This is a genomic window from Enterobacter sp. MGH85 (genome assembly GCF_001037655.1).
Lineage (GTDB): Bacteria > Pseudomonadota > Gammaproteobacteria > Enterobacterales > Enterobacteriaceae > Enterobacter > Enterobacter intestinihominis.
In genome coordinates this window covers 2,872,302-2,897,647 of sequence record NZ_KQ089925.1, presented here as the reverse complement: position 1 = coordinate 2,897,647, position 25,346 = coordinate 2,872,302, and the positions used below count along the sequence as shown (strand labels likewise).

The 25,346-nt window shown below is 53.7% G+C and carries 23 protein-coding genes and 1 pseudogene; 12 read left to right on the top strand and 12 right to left on the bottom strand.

What is annotated here, in order from left to right; all coding sequences use genetic code 11:
* Positions 1-36: 36 nt before the first annotated feature.
* Entirely contained in the window at positions 37-1,635 is a 1,599-nt protein-coding gene (locus tag SK51_RS13650) for an EAL domain-containing protein (RefSeq protein WP_032676189.1), read from the top strand.
* A gap of 6 nt (positions 1,636-1,641) precedes the next feature.
* On the opposite strand, the gene yoaE is transcribed toward SK51_RS13650, so the two are convergent.
* Positions 1,642-3,201 (bottom strand): CNNM family cation transport protein YoaE, encoded by a 1,560-nt coding sequence (gene yoaE / locus SK51_RS13645; RefSeq protein ID WP_023300354.1) that lies wholly within the window; start codon positions 3,199-3,201, stop codon positions 1,642-1,644.
* 463 nt (positions 3,202-3,664) lie between these two features.
* On the opposite strand from yoaE, the gene manX reads away from it, so the two are divergent.
* The 5 genes from manX to mntP all read left to right on the top strand — a co-directional run bounded on the left by manX (position 3,665) and on the right by mntP (position 7,819).
* Positions 3,665-4,627, top strand: coding sequence for a PTS mannose transporter subunit IIAB (manX, locus tag SK51_RS13640; protein ID WP_022651434.1), 963 nt, complete (start codon positions 3,665-3,667; stop codon positions 4,625-4,627).
* Between the two features lie 47 nt (positions 4,628-4,674).
* Positions 4,675-5,475 carry a PTS mannose transporter subunit IIC gene (manY, locus tag SK51_RS13635; protein ID WP_022648448.1) on the top strand — a complete coding sequence of 267 codons (801 nt, stop codon included), beginning with the start codon at positions 4,675-4,677 and terminating at the stop codon, positions 5,473-5,475.
* A gap of 12 nt (positions 5,476-5,487) precedes the next feature.
* Positions 5,488-6,339 (top strand): PTS mannose transporter subunit IID, encoded by an 852-nt coding sequence (locus tag SK51_RS13630; RefSeq protein ID WP_006810994.1) that lies wholly within the window; start codon positions 5,488-5,490, stop codon positions 6,337-6,339.
* A gap of 54 nt (positions 6,340-6,393) precedes the next feature.
* On the top strand, positions 6,394-6,852 hold the full coding sequence (locus tag SK51_RS13625) for a DUF986 family protein (protein ID WP_022648449.1): 459 nt from the start codon (positions 6,394-6,396) through the stop codon (positions 6,850-6,852).
* Positions 6,853-7,252: 400 nt separating this feature from the next.
* Positions 7,253-7,819: a manganese efflux pump MntP gene (mntP, locus tag SK51_RS13620; protein WP_032622454.1), complete on the top strand. Its 567-nt coding sequence runs from the start codon at positions 7,253-7,255 to the stop codon at positions 7,817-7,819.
* Here the strand turns inward: mntP and rlmA are convergent.
* The 6 genes and pseudogenes from rlmA to mgrB all read right to left on the bottom strand — a co-directional run bounded on the left by rlmA (position 7,816) and on the right by mgrB (position 12,174).
* Positions 7,816-8,631: a 23S rRNA (guanine(745)-N(1))-methyltransferase gene (gene rlmA, locus SK51_RS13615; RefSeq protein ID WP_023306472.1), complete on the bottom strand. Its 816-nt coding sequence runs from the start codon at positions 8,629-8,631 to the stop codon at positions 7,816-7,818. The two genes, mntP and rlmA, sit on opposite strands and share 4 nt — an antisense overlap.
* 39 nt (positions 8,632-8,670) lie before the next feature.
* The gene (gene ftsI, locus SK51_RS13610; RefSeq protein WP_023300357.1) at positions 8,671-10,416 is read right to left on the bottom strand and encodes a peptidoglycan glycosyltransferase FtsI; all 1,746 of its coding nucleotides are present in this window, start codon (positions 10,414-10,416) and stop codon (positions 8,671-8,673) included.
* Positions 10,417-10,632: 216 nt separating this feature from the next.
* Positions 10,633-10,842 (bottom strand): transcription antiterminator/RNA stability regulator CspE, encoded by a 210-nt coding sequence (gene cspE / locus SK51_RS13605; protein WP_001062678.1) that lies wholly within the window; start codon positions 10,840-10,842, stop codon positions 10,633-10,635.
* 12 nt (positions 10,843-10,854) lie between these two features.
* A pseudogene (locus SK51_RS13600) lies at positions 10,855-10,999 on the bottom strand (DUF2627 domain-containing protein).
* Positions 11,000-11,668: 669 nt separating this feature from the next.
* On the bottom strand, positions 11,669-11,956 hold the full coding sequence (locus SK51_RS13595) for a YebO family protein (RefSeq protein ID WP_023300358.1): 288 nt from the start codon (positions 11,954-11,956) through the stop codon (positions 11,669-11,671).
* Between the two features lie 74 nt (positions 11,957-12,030).
* Positions 12,031-12,174 carry a PhoP/PhoQ regulatory lipoprotein MgrB gene (gene mgrB / locus SK51_RS13590; protein ID WP_003859906.1) on the bottom strand — a complete coding sequence of 48 codons (144 nt, stop codon included), beginning with the start codon at positions 12,172-12,174 and terminating at the stop codon, positions 12,031-12,033.
* A gap of 160 nt (positions 12,175-12,334) precedes the next feature.
* On the opposite strand from mgrB, the gene SK51_RS13585 reads away from it, so the two are divergent.
* Positions 12,335-12,574 carry a YobH family protein gene (locus SK51_RS13585; protein ID WP_048206767.1) on the top strand — a complete coding sequence of 80 codons (240 nt, stop codon included), beginning with the start codon at positions 12,335-12,337 and terminating at the stop codon, positions 12,572-12,574.
* Positions 12,575-12,637: 63 nt separating this feature from the next.
* Here SK51_RS13585 and kdgR read toward each other — a convergent pair whose 3' ends face one another.
* Complete coding sequence (gene kdgR / locus SK51_RS13580; RefSeq protein ID WP_022648455.1) at positions 12,638-13,429, bottom strand: DNA-binding transcriptional regulator KdgR; 792 nt, start codon at positions 13,427-13,429, stop codon at positions 12,638-12,640.
* 178 nt (positions 13,430-13,607) lie between these two features.
* Here kdgR and SK51_RS13575 point away from each other — a divergent pair, with 178 nt between their 5' ends.
* Positions 13,608-14,981 carry an MFS transporter gene (locus SK51_RS13575; protein WP_022648456.1) on the top strand — a complete coding sequence of 458 codons (1,374 nt, stop codon included), beginning with the start codon at positions 13,608-13,610 and terminating at the stop codon, positions 14,979-14,981.
* A gap of 52 nt (positions 14,982-15,033) precedes the next feature.
* Here SK51_RS13575 and htpX read toward each other — a convergent pair whose 3' ends face one another.
* The 4 genes from htpX to SK51_RS13555 form a co-directional block, all read right to left on the bottom strand.
* Positions 15,034-15,915: a protease HtpX gene (htpX, locus tag SK51_RS13570; RefSeq protein WP_003859899.1), complete on the bottom strand. Its 882-nt coding sequence runs from the start codon at positions 15,913-15,915 to the stop codon at positions 15,034-15,036.
* A 193-nt stretch (positions 15,916-16,108) separates the two neighbouring features.
* Complete coding sequence (gene prc, locus SK51_RS13565) at positions 16,109-18,157, bottom strand: carboxy terminal-processing peptidase (RefSeq protein ID WP_003859896.1); 2,049 nt, start codon at positions 18,155-18,157, stop codon at positions 16,109-16,111.
* A gap of 19 nt (positions 18,158-18,176) precedes the next feature.
* Positions 18,177-18,863 carry an RNA chaperone ProQ gene (gene proQ / locus SK51_RS13560; RefSeq protein ID WP_003859895.1) on the bottom strand — a complete coding sequence of 229 codons (687 nt, stop codon included), beginning with the start codon at positions 18,861-18,863 and terminating at the stop codon, positions 18,177-18,179.
* A 96-nt stretch (positions 18,864-18,959) separates the two neighbouring features.
* Positions 18,960-19,457 (bottom strand): GAF domain-containing protein, encoded by a 498-nt coding sequence (locus tag SK51_RS13555; protein WP_023306473.1) that lies wholly within the window; start codon positions 19,455-19,457, stop codon positions 18,960-18,962.
* 132 nt (positions 19,458-19,589) lie between these two features.
* Here SK51_RS13555 and yebS point away from each other — a divergent pair, with 132 nt between their 5' ends.
* The 4 genes from yebS (at position 19,590) to SK51_RS13535 (ending at position 25,339) form a co-directional block, all read left to right on the top strand.
* Positions 19,590-20,873 (top strand): membrane integrity lipid transport subunit YebS, encoded by a 1,284-nt coding sequence (yebS, locus tag SK51_RS13550; protein ID WP_022648459.1) that lies wholly within the window; start codon positions 19,590-19,592, stop codon positions 20,871-20,873.
* Positions 20,842-23,475, top strand: coding sequence for a PqiB family protein (locus SK51_RS13545; protein WP_022648460.1), 2,634 nt, complete (start codon positions 20,842-20,844; stop codon positions 23,473-23,475). Before yebS ends, SK51_RS13545 begins: the two co-directional genes overlap by 32 nt.
* Positions 23,476-23,531: 56 nt before the next feature.
* Positions 23,532-24,995: a 16S rRNA (cytosine(1407)-C(5))-methyltransferase RsmF gene (gene rsmF / locus SK51_RS13540; RefSeq protein ID WP_032671284.1), complete on the top strand. Its 1,464-nt coding sequence runs from the start codon at positions 23,532-23,534 to the stop codon at positions 24,993-24,995.
* 104 nt (positions 24,996-25,099) lie between these two features.
* A complete protein-coding gene (locus SK51_RS13535; protein ID WP_006811010.1) occupies positions 25,100-25,339 on the top strand; it encodes a YebV family protein in 240 nt (79 codons plus the stop codon).
* Positions 25,340-25,346 lie beyond the last annotated feature (7 nt).

The window sequence follows — 25,346 nt, the reverse complement described above, 5'->3', positions numbered from 1 at the left end:
TGGCTTTTCCGGCCGGTGCTTATCAGGCGACCGTTCATGCAAACTGCACAAACGATCATTAAAGACTATCGCCGAAAACGCGTTATCGTCTGTGTTACGGTTGCGCTCGTTACGCTCGTCCTGACGCTGGGCATTCGCTTTATTTCACAGCGCAACATTAATCAGGATCGGATCCACGACTTTACTCACCACACCGTGCGTGCGCTTGATAAGGTGCTTCTTGCGTTAGAAACCCAGCGTGAAACTCTACGTTTTCTGGTTGATATGCCCTGCGCTGAAGCGAATCCGATTCTGCGAAAACAGGCGGCGATCCTCCAGACCGTGCGCTACATCGCCCTCGTCAAAGACGGAATACTGTATTGCTCGAGCGTATTTGGCAGCCGAAATATGCCCGTCAGTGACATTGAGCCGATGCTTCCGTCCAGTGAACCCAGGCTGATCTTGTTGACCGATCGGTGGCTGTTAAAGGGCAGTCCGGTACTGATTCAGTGGTCACCCCTTGCGGGCGACGGCAGTGACGGGTTGATGGAGGTAGTGAATATCGATCTCATCACCAAAATGATTCTGGAGCCACAGCGGCCACAAATCACCGACGTGGTCCTGAGAGTAGGCGATAATTTTCTCCGCGACGGGCAGCAGGTGACGAATACGCCGACCTTCGATGAACACGCCTCCCTGCTGGAACAGTCTTCACAGCACTACCCTTTCAGCGTCACGGTCAGCGGCCCGGGGGCAGGCCAAATGGCATTGAAAAATCTGCCCACCCAGCTACCGCTGGCGTTGATGCTCAGTTTACTGATGGGCTATATCGCCTGGCTTGCCACGGCGCGACGCATAAGTTTCACCTGGGAAATTAATATGGGGATTGCTGCCCGGGAGTTTGAACTCTTCTGCCAGCCGCTGGTAAACGCCCGCACCCGGGAATGCGTTGGCGTCGAGATCCTCCTGCGCTGGAACAACCCGCGTCAGGGCTGGATTTCTCCCGATGTCTTTATCCCCCTGGCTGAAGAACATAGCCTAATTGTTCCGCTTACCCGCTACGTCATCAGCGAAACGGTGCGGCAGATAGGCTTTTTCCCGGCCTCACGGGATTTCCATATTGGCATCAACGTGGCCGCCAGCCATTTTCGCCGCGCTGCGCTGATCCGGGATCTCAACCGCATCTGGTTTAAGGCGAACCCTGTTCAAAAGTTGATTGTAGAGTTAACCGAGCGCGATGCGTTGCTCGATGTGGATTACCGCATCGTGCGAGAGCTGCACCGCAAAGGGGTGAAGCTTGCGATTGATGATTTTGGTACGGGCAATAGTTCTCTTTCGTGGCTTGAAAAACTTCACCCGGACGTGCTGAAAATTGATAAATCCTTCACCACCGCGATCGGCACCGACGCCGTGAACTCAACGGTAACGGATATTATTATTGCGCTGGGCCAGAGGTTGAATATTGAACTGGTTGCAGAAGGGGTTGAAACCGAGGAGCAGTCACGCTATTTGCGCCGCCACAGCGTACATATTTTGCAGGGGTACTTGTATGCGCGGCCGATGCCGCTGCGGGAGTTTCCGAAATGGCTGGCGGAAAGTAACCCTCCGCCAGCCCGTCACAACGGACACATCGTGCCTTTATTGCCGTTACGCTAGATAGCGTTACTCTTCTTCGTCGTGTACAGAGTGCTCTTTAACAATACGGACCATATCAACGCGATAGTCGTTGGCTTCAACGATGGTAATTTGCAGCGGCGGCAGCTCAAGCACATCACCGATACGCGGGATCTGCCCGTTAACGGCAATCACCAGCCCCGCTACCGTGGCGATGTCTTCATCGTCATTGACCACGTTTTCGACGCCCAGCGTGTGCGAGAGCGCGTGCAGGTCGGTGGTGCCTTTCACCAGCCAGCCGTCACCGTCGGCAACGATTTCTGGCGTTTCATCCGCATCAGGGAATTCACCGGCAATGGCTTCCAGCACGTCCAGCGGCGTTACCAGACCTTGTACCACACCAAATTCGTTGGTGACGATAACAAAGCTCCCGCGAGCACGACGCAACACGCCCAGCAGGTTAATCGGATCCAGCGTCTCCGGCACCACGATGGCAGGCGACGCGGCCGCTACGGCCTCGACGTTGACGCCCTCTTCCAGCGCCACGAGCATCTCTTTCGCGCGCACCACACCGATGATCTCATCCAGCTCGCCCCGACAGACCGGGAACAGGCTGTGCGGCGAGGAGAGCAGCTGCTGGCGAATTTCGTCGACGCTCAGGTTGGCGTCCACCCAGCTGATTTCACCGCGCGGCGTCATAATGCCGCGCAGGGAGCGGGAGGCCAGCGAAAGCACGCCGTTGATCATGTAGCGTTCTTCTTCCACAAACGCGCCTTCCGGCACCGGAACCGGGTTACGGTTCTCGTTATCCGCCTGCACGTTCACCTGACGACGCCCGCCCATCAGGCGCAGGATCGCATCGGCGGTACGCGCGCGCAGCGGCTGATTCGACTGCTGCTTAATGAAGTTACGGCGCGCAATCTGGTTAAACAGCTCGATCAGAATCGAGAAGCCAATCGCGGCGTACAGGTAGCCTTTCGGTATATGGAAACCAAAACCTTCTGCCACCAGGCTCAGACCAATCATCAACAGGAAACTCAGACACAGCACGACGACCGTCGGATGTTGGTTGACGAAACGCGTCAGCGGTTTCGACGCCAGCAGCATTACCGCCATCGCAATCACAACAGCCGCCATCATCACCGGCAGATGGTTCACCATGCCAACCGCTGTAATCACCGCATCCAGTGAGAAGACCGCATCAAGCACCACAATCTGCAGGACCACCACCCAGAAGCTGGCATACCCCTTACCGTGGCCATCATCATGCTGCCGGTTCTCCAGCCGTTCATGCAGTTCTGTTGTAGCTTTGAACAGCAGGAAAAGCCCTCCCACCAGCATGATTAAATCGCGGCCGGAGAAGGTGAAATCCATGACGGTGAACAGAGGCTTAGTCAGCGTAACCATCCACGAGATCACGGACAGCAGGCCCAGTCGCATGATCAGCGCCAGCGAGAGGCCGATCAGACGGGCTTTATCACGCTGTTTCGGCGGCAGCTTATCCGCAAGGATGGCAATAAACACCAGGTTATCAATACCGAGAACGATCTCCAGCACGACCAGCGTAAGCAAGCCTACCCAGATTGACGGGTCCATTAAGAATTCCATGACACGCTCCTGCTAAAGGAATGACAAAACGGTGCCCCGCTAATTTCGGGCATTTCAAAGGGAATGGGGGTCGATGCGTGGCGAAGGTCGCCGGTGAATAAGGCGCGGAATGGCCTGGAAGATGACTGACGTCGGTGACGGTCCATATAGTGGGCTGTAGCCCTATACTCCTGAATAATTAAACGGACGCTAAACATATCAGAGACAATGGGTTTTTAGCAAAGATTTACGTTCCTTTGCAAACTTCTGTAACACACGTGGTTTATCTTACAGAAAAATCTGTAAGGCGTAGCTAAATTACGGATCTTCATCACATAAATTATTTTTTCACTATCTAAAATAATTCGCGGAAGTCTTGGTTTTTTAGAACTCTAACCCTTATCTGAATCGATTCGGTTCGCCAATACGATTCTCAGTACGCCTGCCTGGCAGACGTATAAATGATAATAATAGGAGGTAGCAAGTGACCATTGCTATTGTCATAGGCACACATGGTTGGGCTGCGGAGCAGTTACTCAAAACGGCAGAAATGCTGTTGGGCGAGCAGGAAAACGTCGGCTGGATCGATTTCGTTCCCGGTGAAAACGCCGAGACGCTGATTGAAAAGTACACTGCTCAGCTTGAGAAGCTGGATACCAGCAAAGGCGTGCTGTTTCTCGTGGATACATGGGGCGGCAGCCCGTTCAACGCTGCCAGCCGCATTGTCGTCGATAAAGAGCATTATGAAGTCGTCGCCGGGGTAAATATCCCAATGTTGGTGGAAACCTTCATGGCGCGTGACGACAACCCAGGCTTTGACGAGCTGGTGGCGCTGGCGGTGGAAACCGGTCGCGAAGGCGTGAAGGCGCTGAAAGCACAGCCGGTTGAAAAACCTGCCCCTGCCCCTGCTGCACCAAAAGCCGCGGCACCGGCGAAGCCAATGGGTCCGAACGATTACATGGTTATCGGCCTTGCGCGTATTGATGACCGTCTGATCCACGGCCAGGTGGCGACGCGCTGGACCAAAGAGACCAACGTACAACGCATCATCGTGGTCAGTGACGAAGTGGCCGCCGACACTGTCCGTAAAACCCTTCTTACCCAGGTTGCACCGCCGGGCGTCACCGCGCACGTCGTGGATGTCGCCAAAATGATCCGCGTTTACAACAACCCGAAATATGCGGGCGAACGCGTGATGCTTCTGTTCACCAACCCGACAGACGTTGAACGCATTGTTGAAGGCGGCGTGAAAATCACCTCCGTTAACATTGGCGGTATGGCTTTCCGTCAGGGCAAAACGCAGGTCAACAACGCGATTTCAGTGGATGCGAAAGATATCGAGGCCTTCAACAAGCTGAATGCACGCGGTATCGAGCTGGAAGCCCGTAAGGTTTCCACGGATCAGAAACTGAAAATGATGGATTTGATCGGCAAAGTGGGGAAATAAGCCCGGGCCGGTTTTTCATATAGAGCTTATGTAATAGGAGAAGTGCAATGGAGATTACTACTCTTCAGATTGTGCTGGTGTTCATCGTCGCGTGTATTGCGGGTATGGAGTCCGTACTTGATGAATTTCAGTTCCACCGCCCTCTGGTGGCCTGTACGTTGATTGGCGCCGTTCTCGGTGACATGAAAACCGGTATCATCATCGGTGGTACCCTGGAAATGATCGCCCTCGGCTGGATGAACATCGGTGCGGCAGTTGCGCCAGATGCCGCGCTGGCGTCCATTATTTCGACCGTTCTGGTTATCGCCGGTCATCAGAGTATCGGTGCCGGTATCGCGCTGGCCATTCCACTAGCCGCGGCAGGCCAGGTGCTGACCATCATTGTTCGTACCATCACCGTTGCCTTCCAGCACGCGGCGGATAAGGCGGCCGATAACGGCAACCTGACAGCGCTCTCCTGGATCCACGTCTCGTCCCTGTTCCTGCAGGCGATGCGTATCGCTATTCCGGCCGTTATCGTGGCGATTTCCGTTGGGACCAGTGAAGTTCAAAGTATGCTGAACGCCATACCAGAAGTGGTCACCGGCGGTCTGAATATCGCGGGCGGTATGATTGTGGTCGTAGGTTACGCGATGGTCATCAACATGATGCGCGCAGGCTATCTGATGCCGTTCTTCTACCTTGGCTTCGTTACCGCTGCATTCACCAACTTCAACCTGGTTGCGCTGGGTGTGATTGGTGCGGTGATGGCGATTCTTTATATCCAGCTCAGCCCGAAATACAACCGTGTCGCGGGTGCCCCTGCGCAGGCTGCTGGTAACAACGATCTCGATAACGAACTGGACTAACAGGTGAGCGAAATGGTTGATATGACAAAAACTACCACTGAGAAAAAACTCACTCCGGGTGATATTCGTGGCGTGTTCATCCGTTCTAACCTGTTTCAGGGTTCATGGAACTTCGAACGTATGCAGGCGCTCGGCTTCTGCTTCTCCATGGTGCCGGCAATCAAACGCCTGTATCCGGAAAACAACGAAGCACGCCGTCAGGCAATTAAGCGTCACCTGGAATTCTTCAACACCCACCCTTACGTAGCGGCGCCTGTTCTGGGCGTAACGCTGGCGATGGAAGAGCAGCGTGCAAACGGGGCTGAGATCGACGATGGTGCTATCAACGGTATTAAAGTCGGTCTGATGGGGCCGCTGGCAGGCGTGGGCGACCCGATCTTCTGGGGTACCGTGCGTCCGGTCTTTGCGGCACTGGGCGCCGGGATCGCCATGAGCGGCAGTCTGCTTGGTCCCCTGCTGTTCTTTATCCTGTTCAACGCGGTGCGTCTGCTGACCCGCTACTACGGCGTGGCATACGGTTACCGTAAAGGGGTGGATATCGTTAAGGATATGGGCGGCGGCTTCCTGCAAAAACTGACTGAGGGGGCGTCAATCCTCGGCCTGTTTGTAATGGGGGCTTTGGTTAACAAGTGGACGCACGTGAACATCCCGCTGGTGGTATCGACGATCACCGGTCAGGATGGTCAGACGCGCGTCACCACCGTGCAGACCATTCTGGACCAGCTGATGCCTGGCCTGGTACCGCTGCTGTTAACCTTCGCCTGTATGTGGCTGCTGCGTAAGAAAGTGAACCCGCTTTGGATCATCGTTGGCTTCTTCGTCATCGGTATCGCGGGCTACGCCGTCGGCCTGCTGGGTCTGTAATAAAATGCGTTACCGACCGGGGGCTTGCCCCCGGTCTTTTTATCTGGAGGATGAATGACTGTCACGGACACCGTACTGGTTTTATTTATTGTTGCCCTTCTGGCTTACGCGATCTATGACGAGTTCATTATGCCTCGCCGCCACGGCGAGACGCTGCTGACCCTTCCCCTCTTACGCCGTGGGCGCATTGATGCGTTTATCTTCGCCGGTCTGGTAGTCATCCTGATTTACAATAATGTGACCAGCCACGGCGCAATATTAACCACATGGTTATTATGTGCGCTGGCATTAATGGCGATTTACCTGTTCTGGATCCGCTCGCCAAAACTCATTTTTAAAAAACACGGATTCTTCTTCGCCAATGTCTGGATAGAATATAACCGCATTAAAGAGATGAATTTATCCGAAGACGGAGTTCTGGTGATGCAATTAGAACAACGCCGCCTGCTCATTCGGGTCAAAAATATTGACGACCTGGAAAAAATCTACAAATTACTCCTTAAAACTCAATGAATTAATTTTATAGCATCGGCTATGTATTGTATTATTCTCAAACCAGCAATATAGCCGATGCTATATCTCACCTGCGAATTAACTTATATTTATTAACGATACTTTTACGCATAAACCTAAATGAAAATCGTTATCAATATAGTGGCTTTATAAAGCCATCTTCGCTGTTGTTTTATATTCTCAAAATATGTTAAGGTTGCGCCCGTCGTTGGGGAGTAGCCGATTTCCTGCCTGCGGGAAATGTACGTGTCAACATACTCGTTGCAAAACGTGGCGCGTACGGATCGTATTCAGCACACTTACTGTGCCAAAAGCGATCAGGCGAGACCATAGATACATCAACTGCTGTTTACTGGGGGCAGTGATGTGTCATATGGATATCCCCGGTCTGGACGCACTTATGAATATCTCCGCTACGATCCTTCTGGCTTTTGGCATGTCCATGGACGCATTTGCCGCCTCTATCGGTAAAGGTGCCACCCTCCATAAACCTAAATTTTCCGAAGCCCTGCGCACCGGTCTCATCTTTGGCGCAATCGAAACGCTGACGCCGCTTATTGGCTGGGGTCTGGGGATGCTCGCCAGCCAGTTTGTGCTGGAGTGGAACCACTGGATCGCCTTCGTGCTGCTGGTGTTCCTCGGCGGACGCATGGTAATTGAAGGTTTTCGTGGCAACAGCGATGAAGATGATGCGCCGCTGCAACGCCACGGCTTCTGGCTTCTGGTGACAACCGCTATCGCAACCAGCCTGGACGCAATGGCCGTCGGTGTCGGTCTGGCGTTTTTGCAGGTCAATATTATCGCCACCGCGCTGGCGATTGGCTGCGCCACGCTGATTATGTCAACGCTGGGGATGATGGTGGGGCGGTTCATTGGCCCGCTGTTAGGCAAACGCGCCGAAATTCTGGGCGGTATCGTGTTGATCGGAATTGGTGCCCAAATACTCTGGGCACACTTCGCGGGTTAATCTTCGCGCTGCCAGCAATGGATGCTGAAATCCGTCTGGCAGCGAAATTCTGTCTGTGCTGCCAGCGTTTCCCACACCTCTGGTTTTGCCCGCCACGCAAACGGCGTCATTTGCAGTAACGCCACCGCTTCACTTCCCTGCAACGTCATCTCATACGCCACTGACTGCGCCTGCTTTAACGCGAAGCCCGCCAGCTGTTCAGAGTGCGGCGCATGCAGGTGAACTTCATCATAGATCAGCCCTTTTAGCTCCAGCAGATGACGCGGTCCCGGCGTAACGGTGATAACCCACCCGCCGGGCTTAACGACGCGCGCCAGCTCCTCTGCCTTGCACGGGGCATAGATACGCACTACGGCGTCCATACTCGCTTCCTCAAACGGCAGGCGGTGGCTGGAGGCCACGCAGAACGTTACCGCTGAGTAGCGTTTTGCTGCTGCACGGATAGCCACTTTCGACACGTCCAGCCCGTAAGTTTCGGCGCCCTTCCCAGCCGCGACGTCAGCAAACGTGGCGGTGTAGTAGCCCTCACCGCAGCCGATATCCAGCATGGCGGATGCGCCTTCTGTCAGATATTGACGGAGTAAGTCGACAACGGCATCCCTGAGCGGTTGATAGTGTCCGGCGTCAAGAAACGCCCGGCGCGCCTGCATCATCTCCGCGCTGTCACCCGGATCCCGGGAGCGCTTGTGCTGTACCGGCAGAAGATTGACATAGCCCTCTTTAGCCCGGTCAAACTGATGTCCCAGTGGACAGATAAACGTTTTCTCTGCGCGCGTCAGCGGCGCGTGGCAAAGGGGACAACTGAAAGACATGACAGCTCCAGGGCGAAAACCAAAAGGCGAAGTGTACCGCTATTCGCCAGGGTTATAAACGGCTGGGTGACGCATCACGATCAGATGGTCAGAATCTGCCGGCAGCCCGTCTGGCTTCACGTTTTCCAGGCGCAAGACGTTACCCATAATTTCGCTGAACACGGGCGCGGAAACGGCCCCGCCGTAGTAGGCTCCGTTTTTCGGATCGTTGATCACCACCACCAGTGCAAAACGGGGATCGCTGGCGGGCGCAACGCCTGCTGTGTAGGCGACGTATTTATCCACATACTTACCGTGTTCATCGATTTTTTTGGCCGTCCCGGTTTTAATCGCCACACGATAGTTACGCACCGCCGCTTTGATCCCGCCACCGCCGGGTAACGCGACGCTCTCCATCATGTGTTCCACCTCGTGAACAATCTCCCCGGGCATCACCCGTTTGCCAATCACGGGGGGATCGATACGGGTGATGGACAGAGGCCGTTCAATGCCATAGCTACCGATGGTGGCATACACATGCGCCAGCTGGAGGGGAGTAACCATCAGGCCATACCCAAAGGCAAAGGTCGCCCTGTCTAACTGACTCCAGAATTTTCGCTGCGGCAGTAAACCTGAGCTTTCTCCCGTTAAGCCAAGCCCGGTACTCTCGCCAAAACCAAAGTTTTTATAGGTATCAAGTAACCGTTGCACGGGCATCGCGAGAGAAAGACGGGATACGCCCGTGTCGCTGGATTTTTGCAGGATCCCGGTCATGGTCAGCTCGGGGTAGTAACCCACATCGCGAATACGATGACCATCAATGGTGTAGGGATGCGTGTCTATCACGCTGTCAGGCTGCACCAGCCCCTGCTGTAGCGCCGTCATCAGCACCAGAGGCTTAACGGTCGAACCCGGTTCAAAGGTGTCGCTGATCGCGCGATTACGAAAGTCATCCAGTGTTGCCCCTTCCCGATTGTTGGGGTTGAAGTCAGGGAAGCTCGCCATCGCCAGAATTTCGCCCGTCTGGATATTAATCAGCACCGACGCGCCTGACTCGGCTTTATTCCACGCCACGGCATTGTCCAGCGCGTCTTCGGTGATAGTTTGCAGGCGTTCATCGATACTAAGCTGGATATTATGTGCCGGTACGGGCGCCACCTCCGTGAGGTTCTCAACCACATGCCCGTAGCGATCTTTCCTGACCAGCCGCACGCCTGCCTTCCCGGTGAGCTGCGTGTTAAAGCTTTTCTCGACGCCCTCAATACCCTGACCATCAATATTAGTGAAGCCAATCAGGTTTGCCGCCACGTGTCCGGCAGGATAAAAGCGGCGGGACTCATCGCGTAAGTTGATACCGGGAAGACGCAGCTTATCAATCCACTTTGCCTGGGAGGGATCAACCTGACGAGCTAGATAAATGAATCGCCCGTGCGGATTGCTGTTTATTCGCGATGCGAGCGTGCTCAGAGAAAGGTGTAAAGCATTTGCCAGGGCCTGCCAGCGCGAATCAAAGCCGATCCCCCCTTTATCAAGCACAGTTTTGGGATCGGCCCAGACGGCCTGGACAGGTACGCTTACCGCAAGGGGACGCCCTTCACGGTCAACAATCATCCCACGCGGGGCGTCTATCGCCACTTCGCGCAGGGAACGCATATCCTCCTGCTTCACCAGATTATCCGGTTTGATAATTTGTAGCCATGCCACGCGGCCTAACAGAAAAGCAAGGCTACAAAAGATGGCGAGACACAGAAGTGCAAAACGTGCCGGTGTAAAGTTTCCGTTGGCCGTTATTGTCTTTTTTTTCACTTTAACCCCAGGGCTGTTAATCAACGCCCTGATTTAACGGGAAAAAGGGATAATAAGGCGGGAAAACAATGCTAATAATTTCGCGGGTTTGCAACAAGATAATAACAGAGGAGGAATACGTAACATTTTGAAAAATAAGTGATTAAAAAAGCCCCGCATCGGCGAGGCTTATGTCTGAGATCGAAGCGCTAAGCGCTTCAGTCAGCAGTGATTCGATCAGATAGCAGTTACGTTAACCGCAGCTGGGCCTTTCTGGCCGTCCTGAATTTCGAACTCAACGTTCTGGCCTTCAGCCAGAGTTTTGAAGCCGTTACCCTGGATTGCAGAGAAGTGTACGAACACGTCTTTGCTGCCGTCAGCAGGAGTAATGAAACCAAAACCTTTAGACTCGTTGAACCACTTAACTTGACCTTTAATCTTTGCCATTTGCAAAATTCCTTAGAGTGTTTTCTTAGCCCGCAGGCTTTAACATAGATAAAACTGAGACATTACTGCTTGAGGCACTAATATAAGGTTCGGCAGAGAAGCGGTATTCAACGACAACGTGTTTACTCAGGACTTCTTTACTGAAAATGCCACACATAAACAGAACTGTACCTCGTTTGACCCAAAACGTGTTATCACACACAACGTTTAATATGGCAAGCCATTTTTAAACGTGTCTCGATCCGCCGCACAAATTCAGGCGTTACTCCATAACAATCTGCACAGTTATGCGAATTGTCAAATGAAGCGCCACCTGACCTCACCGCCCACAGGGTGCGCTGACGCGCCCTGTAATCAAAGACTTTTTAAACATAGCTCAATCATTTCAAAGCGTCCATCCCAATCCCTGAATTTCTTTAAAGGAATGACTGAGTTAGAACATTTTGTGAAAAGTTATGCTGAAAACATCGCAATGCACCAGAGTGTGACAGTGAATAAACGATGTTAAATACATTTTGCTAACTGTATTAAAATCCACCATTTAATAAGCGTTATTCTGCACCAAAATAATGAAATTTTTATGACTCTGCCTCAAAACAAGGCAAGCAAAACGTTTCGATAAAAATAAAACACTTCGGGAAAGTTAAAGCTCACAATTTATTCAACGAAACGGTATGACTTGTATAAGGATAAATATTCGCCAGTTTTCAGTATACTGAAACAGTAGTTAACTGCTGCTTAATTATATGTTGGGATGTTATGGGTTACATTTGATAAGGGAGGAGATTTACGCCGTACGTCAGGCCACCTCCCCGTTCCGGGCAGACTATCGTTCGGCCACCAGGCGAATGAACTCTTCCTCGTCTTGTTTTTGAGCATCAGCTTCCTTCGGCACCGCTTTCTCCTCCGGCTCGTTAGCTTCGCACAGACGACGCAGCAACGCAGTCTGCCGTTTCTGCTGATCGAGCAATGCTTCCAGCAGCTCAATCTGCTCGTTTGTGCGGGAGCTGGCGCGATTAACGAAGAACCACAGCACCAGTCCAACGACCAGCACCACTAAAGACATTACCAGGGATGCAATGCTCAGCAGCCCCGAATTCATTAACTCACCCATTTCACCACCTCAGTAAAAACAGTCATTTTACCACTGCAGCCACGTAAGGACATCGCTCAGTGCAAAAATAGCCACTACCAGGGGATAAACTTATTGATTGAACAAATGCCGCTAAAGAACTGTACATCCTGATCGCACATCACATTGATAGTCTGCGTCCACAGCACCACGCACGCTATCAGCACTATAATCAGAATTACCCAGCGTATTTTTTTCACTCCACACTCCGTCTTATGACCTGATGTAGCCAGGTTATCACGGCTATCTTAAACAGGGGCTAACTGTACCTTCAACAGACGCTTTTCGGAATCGTGCACTTGTTTCACTGCGTAAACCCGTTACGCTTACTCCATGACAACAAAGAAAAAAGAGGCATCGATGCGTTTACTCGTTCGTACGATAATTGTACTGACACTTGTGTGGATCGGCCTGCTGTTAAGTGGGTATGGCGTATTAATGGGAAGCAAAGAGAATGCCGCGGGTTTGGGTATTCAGTGTAAATATCTCACCGCCCAGGGGGTAAGCACGGCTCAGTACATCCATTCCGACAGCGGGATCATCGGGTTAACCAACTGTCCTGTGCTGCGTAAATCATCTGTTGTGGTGGATAACGGCTAATCAGAGCTAAATTTCGCTTACAAAAACGCCGCAAGAGTGCGGCGTTTTTATTGGAGGCATTGATCAGAACGGGTATTCGTTATAGCCCATTTGCTCTGAAATTTTGCGCGCTGCGGTATGCAGAATTGCCACATACTCATGAAGACGCTCTTCGGAGAAACGCAGCGTTGGGAAAGAGATGCTCAGTCCCGCAATGACAACGCCGAAGCGGTCAAACACCGGCACACCGATGCAGCGCAACCCTTCTTCCTGCTCTTCGTTATCTTCCCCATAACCCTGCTCACGCACTTTATCCAGCACGCTCAGTAGTTCATCCGTACTGGTAATCGTGCGATCGGTGCTGCGTTTGTATTCCACACCGTCAAGGATTTGCTTAACCTCTTCACGATCGCGCCAGGCCAGCAGGACTTTACCAATTGCGGTACTGTACAGCGGGTTACGACGACCGATGCGTGAATACATGCGCAGGTTGTACATGGAGTCAATTTTGTGGATGTAAACGATGCTGTCTTCATCCAGTGCGCCGAGGTGAATGGTCTCTTTCGTCAACCGCGAAAGTTCACGCATCTGAATGTCAGCGCTGCGGATCAGATCCACGTTCTGCAAGGCGCGGGCGCCCAATTCAAACAATTTCAGGGTCAGAGAATATTTTTCTGATTCTCCTTCCTGCGCGACATAACCCAATGATTTCATCGTCTGCAAAAAGCGATAAACGGTGCTTTTCGACATCATCACACGCTGCGACAACTCTGTAATACCAATTTCACGCTCTTCTCCGAGCGCCTGCAAGATGCCAAACACCTTCAGCACGGAAGAAACAGAATCTGGCTGCTTATCCAAATCTGCGATTGCCATTTATCACCTCATGGAGAGTGTTTTATAAAAATCAGAACCGGTTTTTATTATAAATTCGTGTGATGCGCGCTGCAATCTATCTGGGTTTACTTCGTTACAAATCTGCGACATAAAACCGAAATAACGATGCTAAAATAGTTACTCTGAAAATAATTTCACACTGAGTCATTCTTTTCCCATGCAAAAAAACGTTTCTGATGGCCTGCCCTTACCACAGCGGTACGGGGCAATTGCCACTATTGTCATCGGCATTTCGATGGCTGTCCTTGACGGTGCGATTGCCAATGTGGCTCTTCCTACCATTGCCAAAGACCTTAATGCTTCTCCGGCAAGCTCCATCTGGATTGTGAACGCGTACCAGATAGCGATTGTGATTTCCCTTTTGTCACTCTCTTTCCTGGGCGATATGTTTGGTTATCGCCGGGTTTATCAGTGCGGGCTGGTGGTCTTTACTCTCACCTCGCTCTTCTGTGCCCTTTCCGATTCACTGCACACCCTTACGCTTGCGCGTATCGCACAGGGTTTTGGCGGTGCGGCGCTAATGAGCGTGAACACGGCCCTGATACGGCTTATCTATCCTCATCGCCATCTGGGGCGCGGCATGGGCATTAACTCCTTTATTGTGGCCGTGTCGTCCGCCGCCGGGCCGACGATCGCCGCCGCCATTCTGTCCGTAGCCTCGTGGCAGTGGCTGTTTGCCATTAACGTGCCGCTGGGCATTGTGGCGATCTTCTTCGCCCTGCGCTATCTTCCGGAAAATGGTCCGAAAAACACCATGCCACGTTTTGACCTGCCCAGCGCTGTGATGAACGCGCTGACCTTTGGCCTGCTGATTACTGCGCTGAGCGGATTTGCGCAGGGACAGTCTTTGTCGCTCATTGCCGCAGAAATCGTTGCCCTGCTTATCATCGGCTTTTTCTTTGTACGACGCCAGCTGGCGCTGCCCGTGCCGTTACTGCCGGTCGATTTGCTGCGTATTCCGCTGTTTTCGCTATCAATTTGTACCTCCATTTGCTCGTTCTGCGCCCAGATGCTGGCGCTGGTTGCGCTGCCATTCTTTTTGCAGAGCGTGCTTGGCCGTTCGGAAGTGGAAACAGGCTTGCTGCTCACACCCTGGCCTTTGGCAACCATGGTGATGGCCCCGCTGGCCGGGTACCTTATTGAGCGCGTTCATGCCGGACTGCTGGGGGCTATCGGGCTGATCGTCATGGCAGCAGGACTGTTTGCGCTATCGCTCCTGCCCTCCTCGCCGGGGGATCTGGATATTATCTGGCGCATGATCCTTTGCGGGGCAGGTTTCGGTCTGTTCCAGTCACCTAACAACCACACAATTATCACCTCTGCCCCACGTCATCGCAGCGGTGGCGCCAGCGGGATGCTGGGTACGGCAAGACTATTAGGGCAAAGCACCGGGGCCGCAATGGTGGCGTTGATGTTTAACCTTGCCGGGCAAAATGCGACACACGTTGCGCTGATTACCGCAGGGACACTGGCGACCCTCGCGGCTATCATTAGCGGCCTTCGTGTGACCCAGCCAAAGGCGCAGGCATAAAAAAACCGGGCGGAGATTGTCTCCTGCCCGGTTTTTTTTCATCCGGCGGGTATTACTTCAGGTATTCGCCGCTTCGCAGCGCTTCAATACGTTTATCCAGCGGCGGATGTGACATAAACAGCTCGCTCAGCGACTTTGATTTACCATTGATACAGAAGGCCATCATGCTGTTTGCTTCCTGCGGCTCGTAGCTGGTTTTCAGACGTTGCAGCGCAGCAATCATCTTCTCACGACCCACCAGTTTCGCAGAACCGGCATCCGCGTGGAACTCACGATGACGGGAGAACCACATGGTAATGATGCTTGCCAGGATACCGAACACCAGCTCCAGCACCATTGAAACAGCAAAATAGATCAGCGGGTTACCGTTGCTCTCTTCACCCTCATCACGGTTGCCACCCATAAATCCGGCAGCAATCTGCGCCAGAATACGGGAAATAAAGATAACGAAGGTGTTCACCACGCCCTGGATCAAGGTCATGGTGACCATATCGCCGTTAGCGATGTGGCTGATCTCGTGAGCAATAACCGCTTCCGCTTCGTCACGGCTCATGTTTTGCAGCAGACCGGTACTGACGGCCACCAGGGACGCGTCACGACGCGCACCGGTAGCAAACGCGTTGATATCCGGCGCGTGGTAGATCGCCACCTGCGGCATGGCTATGCCCGCCTGCTTTGACTGCTGAGCAACCGTGCTCATCAACCACTGTTCCATATCGTTACGCGGCTGCTCAATAACTTCACCGCCCACGGATTTCAGTGCCATCCACTTCGACATCAGCAGTGAAATGAAAGAGCCGCCGAAACCAAACAGCAGCGCCATAATCAACAGACCCTGAACGCTGCTCGACTGAATTCCCGTCAGGCTTAGCACCAGCCCGAATACCACCATCACCGCCAGGTTGGTGAGCAGGAAGAGCGCGATTCGCATCATAATATTCTTTTAACCTCAGTTTAACAAAACGCACTATGCGATTACCCACATCGTATGGGTATTGCGGCTATTTTCAAGCATCCAGACGGCGTAAGTCACCAGAAAGACACAACTTTACACAATTGGAAATCTGCCTGACGGAAGGATGAGGAACAAAAAGAAACAGGCACAATTTCTTGTGCCTGTTGGGGGATTATTTTGTCGGAGCAGGTTGTACGGCAGGTTTCTCTTTTTCCAGCTTCGCGAGATCAAGCGCGATATGCACCGTCTCGTCCAGATACGGATCGGGCTCCTGGTAATCCTTAGGCAGATCGTCCAGTTTTTTGAGCAGAGGCTTGCCTTCACGTTTGAAGCGATCGTTGATACGCGCCAGACGTGTCGCGTCATCTTCATTGTTCTCTTTCTCACGCTGGGCGTAGTTCAGAGAGACAATGTTCCGTTTCGCTTTCAGAGCGTTGAAACGCGCGATGTCCTTCATGATGTACTGGAATTCCGGATCCTTCCCGATGCGGTCGTTGTGATTTTTCAGCAGTTCCGGACCGAACTGTTTCATATCACCCGATTTCACGAATGTCGCGGCATCAATGCTATCCCACGGCAGCGCGTTATCTTCAAACTTCTCGCCCGTTTCCGTCTCTTCGGTACCTGTCGGCATCATGATGTCCGGCGTCACGCCTTTGCGCTGCGTACTGCCGCCGTTAACACGGTAAAACTTCTGAATGGTGTACTGTACTGAGCCCAGCGCCGGCCATTCAGGGCGCAGCATCTGGTCGTAAATACGGTTCAGAGAGCGGTACTGCTGAACGGTGCCCTTGCCAAACGTCGGTTCGCCGACGATTAACGCCCGGCCGTAATCCTGCATGGCAGCAGCGAAGATTTCCGATGCAGAGGCGCTGAAGCGATCGACCAGCACCACCAGCGGACCCTTATAGTAGACCACGCCATCGGTATCGGCATCTTCACGCACTTTACCGTTGTTATCGCGCACCTGAACCACCGGGCCAGACGGGATAAACAGCCCGGAGAGCGAGACGGCCTCGGTCAATGCCCCGCCGCCGTTGCTGCGCAGGTCGATGATCACACTGCTGACATTCTGCTTTTCAAGCTTCTGGAGCTGCACTTTTACATCATCGGTCAGGCCAACGTAGAAGCCAGGGATATCCAGAACGCCAACCTTCTCTTTACCCACGGTTTTCACCGACATTTTCACCGCGCGATCTTCCAGACGGATACGCTCACGGGTCAGAGTAACGATACGGGTTTTGGTCCCCTTTCCGGCTGGCAGGATCTCCAGGCGAACTTTGCTGCCCTTCGGCCCTTTGATCAACGCAACTACGTCATCAAGTCGCCAGCCAATCACGTCCACCATGCTCTTTCCGGTTTGACCTACACCGACAATACGGTCGCCTACGCTGATCGCTTTGCTTTTCGACGCAGGGCCACCGGCCACCATGGAGTTGATAACGGTGTAGTCATCATCCATCTGAAGCACAGCACCGATACCTTCCAGAGACAGGCTCATTTCGGTATTGAACTGTTCGGTGTTACGTGGAGAGAGATAATTAGTGTGCGGATCAATTTCGTGCGCAAACGCGGTCATCGCCAGCGAGAAAACATCTTCACTGTTGGTCTGCGCCAGACGACGAATTGCGAATTTGTAGCGACGGTTTAACGTCTCACGGATCTCTTTCTCGTCTTTGCCTGTGAGCTTGAGGCTCAGTTCGTCATATTTGACTTTTCCGTCCCACAGCGCATTCAGTTCAGCCTCATCTTTCGGCCATGGCGCTTTGCTGCGGTCCAGATTAAAGGTGTCGTTGCCGGTGAAGTCCATCGGACGTTCCAGCACTTTCAGCGCGTATTGATAACGCTCAAAACGGCGCTTTTGCGATAAGTTGTACAGATCGTAGAAAAGATCCAGCTTTCCGGAGCGCAGCTCATCACCCACTTCGGATTTGCGTTTAGCGAACTGTTCGACATCGCTGGCCAGCAGTACGTTATGGCTGTAATCCAGCAAGTTCAGATAACGGTCAAAGATTTTGGCCGAAAAGGCCTGATCGAGATCGAACTGACGATAGTGCGAACGAGTAAAGCGCGACGTCACGCGCTCACTCACCGTCGCGTGCTGAGTTTCTTCCTTAAGAACCGGAATTTGATCAACACGCGTAATATCGTCCACAGCGAAAGCGTGGCCTGTTATAGCAAACAGGCCAGCCAGCGCGGTGAGCTTAAAAAAAGTGTTCATGCCAGGCTCGGCCTCCGTTTCAGAACAACAAGTGTTCTGCGCGTACAATCATTGACATACCAGAAGTCAGCTGTACACGAACGCCATCTTTGGTGATTTCCAGTACGGTGGCATCCATCGCATTGTTACCCGCTTTAACCTTCAGAGACTGACCTACGCTCAGGGCGTTGATGTCCGAAACTGGGGTGTGGCGCGGCTCTTCGCGCGGCGCACGTGGGGCTTTAGCTGCTGGTTTGTCAGCACGCGGTTTGCGATCGTTATTTTCAGTACGACGCGGTGCCGGACGCGGTTTACGCTCGCGACGAGGGGCGTCTTCCTGACCGTTTGCCGCTGCGGCTTCGCGTTTTTTGGCCTGCTGTTCAGCACGCTGTGCCTGAACGCGAGCTTTGGCTTCTTCAAGCTGCTTACGCGCATGTTCTACGTGCTGCTCGTCCAGCTCACCACACGGGTTGCCGTCAAGGTCGACACGGGTCGCACCCGGCTTGATACCGTACAGGTAACGCCAGCTCGAGGTATAAAGGCGCAAGGCAGAACGAAGCTGCGTTTTGCTGAGGTTCATCTCCCCCTCAACGCGCGCGACCAGATCCTGAAAGATACCGACTTTCAGAGGACGCGCTTCACCTTCAGCGCTGAAGCACTGCGGGAAACGCTCGGCCAGAAATGCGATAACTTCTTTACTGCTATTCAACTTAGGTTGATTTTCCATGAAATTTCCTGATTACAACGGACGTTGCCAACAAGCGCAGGCATGAACAGGCGACATTATAATGACGCTATCAGTAAATGCTACGTTATCCGTTGATTATCCTGCGACGCTCGCAAAGAATTTATGATAATCGGTCTCTGCCAGAACATTTTCCAGGTTTGCGGCCAACGCGCGCAGCCCCTGCTCATCCTCGGCAGTAAAGCGGCTGAAGACCGTGCTGTCGATATCCAGAACGCCAATAATCTGATTTTTAACCACCAGCGGCAGTACGATTTCAGAATTGCTGCTGGCATCGCAGGCAATGTGGCCGTCAAACGCATGTACATCTTCGACACGCTGAACCTGACGGGTCGCCACTGCGGTACCGCACACGCCGCGACCTACCGGGATGCGTACGCAGGCGAGTTTCCCCTGGAAAGGCCCCAGCACCAGCGTGTCGCCTTCCAGCAGATAAAAGCCCGCCCAGTTCACGCCAGAAAGGCGTTCGAACAGTAACGCACTGGTATTTGCCAGAGTGGCTAAGAAACTGGTTTCCCCTGCCATTAATGCCTTAAAATCGCGATTCAGATCCGCGTAGAATTCTGTTTTGTTCATTATTCAATCACTTAGTTATCTTACATAATTACCGCATAGCCTATTAAAATAAGCATTAAATGCGCTCATGCTCAAGATGAATCCGTTCATGAGTTATTATAACTTTCAACAATACTTATCTGTGTGCGACTGATGGCCCTAAAAACACCCCAAATTACGCCGACAAGAAAGATCGTTGTCCGTACGGTAAGCCAGGCTCTGCCTCGTGCACATTATCAGCGTTGTCCCCAGTGCGATACGCTTTTTATGTTGCCGAAGATGAAATCGCACCAAAGTGCTTTTTGCCCTTGCTGCGATGCCAAAATTCGCGACGGCCGGGACTGGTCATTGACGCGTCTGGCGGCAATGGCGGTTACCATGCTGCTGCTGATGCCGTTCGCCTGGACCGAGCCGCTGTTGAAGCTCTACCTGCTTGGCGTGCGTATTGACGCTAACGTATTGCAGGGGATCTGGCAGATGACGCGCGAGGGCGATCCGCTCACCGGCGCTATGGTGCTGTTCTGCGTCGTCGGCGCACCGCTGGTGCTGGTCGCGGCAATTGCCTACCTGTGGTTTGGCAACATTCTGGGGATGAACCTGCGCCCTGTCCTGCTCATGCTGGAAAAGCTCAAGGAGTGGGTGATGCTGGACATCTATCTGGTGGGCGTCGGTGTGGCCTCCATTAAGGTGCAGGATTATGCGTTTTTACAACCCGGCATTGGCCTTTTTGCGTTTATTTCACTGGTCCTGCTGAGTATTTTGACCCTGATTCATCTGAATGTTGAACAGCTTTGGGAGCGATTTTACCCTCAGCGTCCCGCGACCCGGCCTGATGAAAACCTGCGCGTCTGCCTGGGGTGCCATTACACCGGTTTTCCGGATAAACGCGGGAGGTGTCCTCGCTGCCACATTCCGTTAAGATTGCGGCGCAACAACAGCCTGCAAAAATGCTGGGCGGCGCTTATCGCCTCACTGATATTTTTATTCCCGGCCAATATGCTGCCGATCTCCGTAATTTATGTGAACGGCGCCCGTCAGGAAGATACTATCCTTTCAGGGATTATCTCTCTGGCGCACAGTAACGTGGGGGTTGCCGCCATTGTGTTCATCGCCAGTATTCTGGTGCCCTTTACCAAAGTGGTGGTGATGTTTACGCTACTTATCAGCATTCACTTTAAATGCGAACAAGGACTACGCACCCGTATCCTGCTTCTGCGATTCGTGACCTGGATTGGTCGCTGGTCGATGTTGGATCTGTTCGTGATTTCGCTGATGATGTCGCTCATCAATCGCGATCAGTTACTTGCTTTTACCATGGGACCCGCAGCTTTTTATTTCGGCTCTGCGGTGATATTGACTATTCTTGCAGTGGAATGGCTGGACAGCCGCTTACTTTGGGACGCACATGAGTCAGGAAACGCCCGCTTCGCCGACTGAAGCGAGAATTAAAACAAAACGCCGCATTTCGCCATTCTGGTTGCTGCCTGTCATCGCGCTGATGATCGCAGGCTGGCTTATCTGGACGAGCTATGAAGATCGCGGAAGTACCATCACGATTGATTTCCAGTCTGCGGACGGCATTGTCGCCGGACGTACCCCCGTTCGCTTCCAGGGGGTGGAAGTGGGTACCGTGCAGGATATTTCCCTCGGCAAAGGGCTGAACAAAATCCAGGTCCGGGCGAGCATTAAGTCTGACATGCAGGATGCCCTGCGCGCCGAAACGCAGTTCTGGCTGGTCACGCCTAAAGCCTCCCTGGCCGGCGTTTCCGGGCTGGATGCGCTTGTGGGCGGTAACTATATCGGCATGATGCCTGGCAAAGGTGAGCCACAGGATCACTTTGTTGCGCTGGATACCCAGCCGAAATATCGGCTGAATAACGGCGATCTGATGATCCACCTCCGCGCGCCGGATTTGGGCTCGCTGAACAGTGGTTCTCTGGTCTATTTCCGCAAAATTCCGGTTGGCCGCGTTTACGACTACGCCATTAACCCGAACAAAGATGGCGTGACCATTGATGTACTGATCGATCGCCGTTTTACCAACCTGGTAAAAAAAGGCAGCCGCTTCTGGAACGTCTCTGGCGTCGATGCTGACCTGAGCTTAAGCGGTGCGAAAGTGAAGCTTGAGAGCCTGGCGGCGCTGGTGAATGGCGCTATCGCCTTCGACTCACCTGCTGACTCCAGCCCTGCCGCCGCAGAGGATACCTTTGGTCTGTACGCCGACCTGGCACACAGCCAGCGCGGTGTCATCGTCAAGTTGACCTTGCCTGATGCCAAAGGCCTGAAAGCCGGTTCGACCCCGCTGATGTACCAGGGTTTAGAGGTCGGGCAACTGACAAAATTAACCCTCAACGCGGGCGGCTCCGTTACCGGCGAAATGACGGTGGATCCGAGCGTTGTGGACCTCCTGCGGGAAAAAACACGCATCGAGCTGCGTAATCCGAAGCTCTCCCTCAGCGACGCCAGCATCAGTTCCCTGCTGACGGGAAGCACCTTTGAGCTGATCCCCGGTGAAGGTGCGCCGAATAAAAACTTTGTCATCGCGCCGGCGGATAAAGCTCTGCTGCAAAAACCGGGCGTGTTGACGGTTAAGCTGAATGCGCCGGAAAGCTATGGTATCGAAGCCGGTCAACCGCTAATCCTGCACGGTGTGCAGGTGGGTCAGGTTCTGGAACGAAAGCTGACGGAAAAAGGGGTCTCCTTCTCCGCCGCCATCGATCCGCAGTACGGCAACCTTGTGCACGGCGACAGTAAATTTGTGGTGAACAGCCGGGTCGACGTGAAGGTGGGTCTGGACGGCGTTGAGTTCCTCGGCGCCAGCGCCAGCGAGTGGGTTAACGGCGGGATCCGCATTCTGCCGGGCAGCAAAGGCGCGCTGCGTGAGAGCTATCCACTGTTCGCCAATCTGGACAAAGCCATTGAAAACAGCCTCGGCGACCTGCCGACCACCACGCTGACCTTAAGCGCTGAAACGCTGCCGGATGTCCAGGCAGGCTCCGTCGTGCTTTATCGTAAGTTTGAGGTCGGAGAAGTGATCACCGTTCGTCCTCGTGCGGACGCGTTTGATATCGAACTGCATATCAAGCCGGAGTATCGCAAGCTGCTCACGCCAAACAGCGTGTTCTGGGCTGAAGGCGGCGCGAAAGTGCAGCTCAATGGCAACGGGCTGACCGTACAGGCGTCTCCCCTCTCCCGTGCCCTGCGCGGTGCGATCAGCTTCGATAACCTGAGCGGCGCGGGCGGCAACATGCGTAAAGGTGACAAGCGGATCCTCTTCCCGTCTGAAACCGCGGCGCGCGCCGTCGGGGGACAGATTACCCTGCACACCTTTGATGCCGGTAAACTGGCAGAAGGCATGCCTATCCGCTATCTCGGAATTGATATCGGGCAGGTTCAGAAGCTGACGCTGATCACCGCGCGCAATGAAGTTCAGGCTACCGCCGTGCTTTATCCGGAATATGTACAGACTTTCGCCCGGGCAGGCTCGCGCTTCTCGGTGGTTACGCCGCAAATTTCTGCCGCAGGGGTTGAGCATCTCGACACCATACTTCAGCCGTACATTAACGTTGAACCGGGTCGGGGCAACGCGCGTCGTGAGTTTGAGTTGCAGGAGGCGACCATCACCGATTCCCGTTATCTGGACGGTCTGAGCATTGTGGTTGAAGTACCGGAAGCCGGTTCGCTGGGCATCGGTACGCCGGTCCTGTTCCGCGGTATTGAAGTGGGGACAGTAACAAGCCTGACGCTGGGTAACCTGTCCGATCGCGTGATGGTTGGCCTGCGCATCAGCCAGCGTTATCAGCATCTGGTTCGCAACAACTCAGTGTTCTGGCTCGCTTCAGGCTACTCGCTGGACTTCGGCCTGACCGGTGGCGTGGTCAAAACGGGGACCTTTAACCAGTTCATTCGCGGCGGCATTGCCTTCGCGACGCCGCCTGGCACGCCTCTGGCGCCTAAGGCGCAGGCAGGAAAACACTTCCTGCTGCTGGAAAGTGAACCGAAAGAGTGGCGCGAATGGGGAACGGCACTGCCGCGTTAATCTCGCAGGCTCCGGTGTCAACGCGCCGGAGCCTTTATGTTACACTGCGCGCCTGAATGTTTCCCTGTGGTGTGCCCGTGGCTCAAAACTCCGTATTTCTTCCTGAACAATTCCTCGCACAGATGCGCGAGGCGCTTCCTGCTCATCTCTCTTTCGACGATTTCGTCGCCGCCTGCCAGCGCCCTTTGCGTCGAAGTATTCGCGTCAATACGCTGAAAATCAGCGTCGGAGCGTTTCTGGATCTCGTCTCCTCCTACGGCTGGCAGCTGACGCCGGTGCCGTGGTGTGAGGAAGGGTTCTGGATCGAGCGGGATGACGAGGAGAGCCTGCCGCTCGGCAGCACCGCCGAGCACCTGAGCGGGCTGTTTTATATTCAGGAAGCCAGCTCCATGCTGCCGGTTGCCGCGCTGTTTGCCGACGGAAACCAGCCTGAGCGGGTGATGGATGTCGCGGCGGCGCCGGGCTCTAAAACCACGCAAATTGCCGCCCGGATGAACAACCGCGGCGCGATCCTCGCCAACGAATTTTCCGCCAGCCGCGTCAAAGTCCTGCACGCCAATATCAGCCGCTGCGGGATCCACAACGTCGCGTTAACACACTTCGACGGTCGCGTGTTTGGCGCTGCCTTGCCGGAAGCTTTTGATGCCATCCTGCTCGACGCGCCCTGCTCCGGCGAAGGCGTAGTGCGTAAAGATCCTGATGCGTTAAAAAACTGGTCCGTTGAAAGCAACCTGGAGATCGCCGCCACGCAGCGTGAACTGATCGACAGTGCGTTTCATGCCCTGCGCCCCGGTGGAACGCTGGTTTACTCCACCTGCACGCTGAACCGCGATGAAAACGAGGACGTCTGCCTGTGGCTCAGGCAACACTATGCGGATGCCGTCGAGTTTCTGCCGCTGGACACCCTCTTCGATTCGGCCAGTCACGCGGCCACCCCTGAAGGCTTCCTGCACGTCTTCCCGCAGATTTACGATTGCGAGGGGTTCTTTGTCGCACGACTGCGTAAAACCCGCGCCGTCGATCCGCTGCCTGTCCCTAAGTTTAAGGTCGGCAACTTCCCGTTCGCGCCGGTCAAAGGCCGTGAGGCGGCACAGGCGCAAGCGGCTGCCAACAAAGTGGGACTGCACTGGGATGAGAGCCTGCGCCTCTGGATGCGTGACAAAGAGCTGTGGCTGTTCCCGGCCAACATCGAACCGCTGATTGGTAAGGTGCGTTTCTCCCGCCTCGGTATTCGCCTGGCGGAGATCCACAACAAAGGCTATCGCTGGCAGCACGAAGCGGTCATTGCGCTGGCAGGAAGTGAGAACTCCTTCGCCCTGACGCATCATGAAGCGGAAGAGTGGTATCGCGGTCGTGACGTTTACCCGGAAGACGGCCCGTCACAGGATGAAGTCATCGTGACGTATCAGGGCTATCCGCTCGGGCTGGCGAAAAAAGTCGGCTCGCGGCTGAAAAACAGCTATCCGCGTGAACTGGTACGCGATGGTCGCCTGTTTACCGGTAACAGCCGCACTGACTGAAAAAACGCATTTTTTTACTGGCGATTTCGCTCTCCTTGTCTAGGATCAAAAATGGATGACTGCACTGGTCATACCAGATTTTGGGCAACAAACCGGAGAGCATTATGACGAAAACCAGCGTACGCATTGGCGCTTTTGAAATCGACGACGCTGAATTGCGTGGCGAAGCACAAGGCGAACGAACGTTAAGTATTCCCTGCAAATCCGATCCGGATTTGTGCATGCAACTGGACGCCTGGGATGCAGATACCAGCGTCCCGGCAATCCTTGATGGGGAACATTCCGTTCTGTACCGTGAACATTACGACAGTAAAACCGATGCCTGGGTCTTGCGTCTTGCATAACCCAAAG

What these genes read in the sequence shown, in the direction of transcription:
- rsmF (WP_032671284.1), top strand. Translation starts at nt 23,532, where the DNA reads ATGTTTCCCTGTGGTGTGCCCGTGGCTCAAAACTCCGTATTTCTTCCT.
- SK51_RS13650 (WP_032676189.1), top strand. Translation starts at nt 37, where the DNA reads ATGCAAACTGCACAAACGATCATTAAAGACTATCGCCGAAAACGCGTT.
- SK51_RS13535 (WP_006811010.1), top strand. Translation starts at nt 25,100, where the DNA reads ATGACGAAAACCAGCGTACGCATTGGCGCTTTTGAAATCGACGACGCT.
- SK51_RS13595 (WP_023300358.1), bottom strand. Translation starts at nt 11,956, where the DNA reads ATGGGTGAGTTAATGAATTCGGGGCTGCTGAGCATTGCATCCCTGGTA.
- yoaE (WP_023300354.1), bottom strand. Translation starts at nt 3,201, where the DNA reads ATGGAATTCTTAATGGACCCGTCAATCTGGGTAGGCTTGCTTACGCTG.
- rlmA (WP_023306472.1), bottom strand. Translation starts at nt 8,631, where the DNA reads ATGTCTTTCAGTTGTCCCCTTTGCCACGCGCCGCTGACGCGCGCAGAG.
- SK51_RS13545 (WP_022648460.1), top strand. Translation starts at nt 20,842, where the DNA reads ATGAGTCAGGAAACGCCCGCTTCGCCGACTGAAGCGAGAATTAAAACA.
- SK51_RS13575 (WP_022648456.1), top strand. Translation starts at nt 13,608, where the DNA reads ATGCAAAAAAACGTTTCTGATGGCCTGCCCTTACCACAGCGGTACGGG.
- kdgR (WP_022648455.1), bottom strand. Translation starts at nt 13,429, where the DNA reads ATGGCAATCGCAGATTTGGATAAGCAGCCAGATTCTGTTTCTTCCGTG.
- mntP (WP_032622454.1), top strand. Translation starts at nt 7,253, where the DNA reads ATGAATATCTCCGCTACGATCCTTCTGGCTTTTGGCATGTCCATGGAC.
- SK51_RS13555 (WP_023306473.1), bottom strand. Translation starts at nt 19,457, where the DNA reads ATGAACAAAACAGAATTCTACGCGGATCTGAATCGCGATTTTAAGGCA.
- htpX (WP_003859899.1), bottom strand. Translation starts at nt 15,915, where the DNA reads ATGATGCGAATCGCGCTCTTCCTGCTCACCAACCTGGCGGTGATGGTG.
- manY (WP_022648448.1), top strand. Translation starts at nt 4,675, where the DNA reads ATGGAGATTACTACTCTTCAGATTGTGCTGGTGTTCATCGTCGCGTGT.
- cspE (WP_001062678.1), bottom strand. Translation starts at nt 10,842, where the DNA reads ATGGCAAAGATTAAAGGTCAAGTTAAGTGGTTCAACGAGTCTAAAGGT.
- SK51_RS13625 (WP_022648449.1), top strand. Translation starts at nt 6,394, where the DNA reads ATGACTGTCACGGACACCGTACTGGTTTTATTTATTGTTGCCCTTCTG.
- proQ (WP_003859895.1), bottom strand. Translation starts at nt 18,863, where the DNA reads ATGGAAAATCAACCTAAGTTGAATAGCAGTAAAGAAGTTATCGCATTT.
- yebS (WP_022648459.1), top strand. Translation starts at nt 19,590, where the DNA reads ATGGCCCTAAAAACACCCCAAATTACGCCGACAAGAAAGATCGTTGTC.
- SK51_RS13630 (WP_006810994.1), top strand. Translation starts at nt 5,488, where the DNA reads ATGGTTGATATGACAAAAACTACCACTGAGAAAAAACTCACTCCGGGT.
- SK51_RS13585 (WP_048206767.1), top strand. Translation starts at nt 12,335, where the DNA reads ATGCGTTTACTCGTTCGTACGATAATTGTACTGACACTTGTGTGGATC.
- prc (WP_003859896.1), bottom strand. Translation starts at nt 18,157, where the DNA reads ATGAACACTTTTTTTAAGCTCACCGCGCTGGCTGGCCTGTTTGCTATA.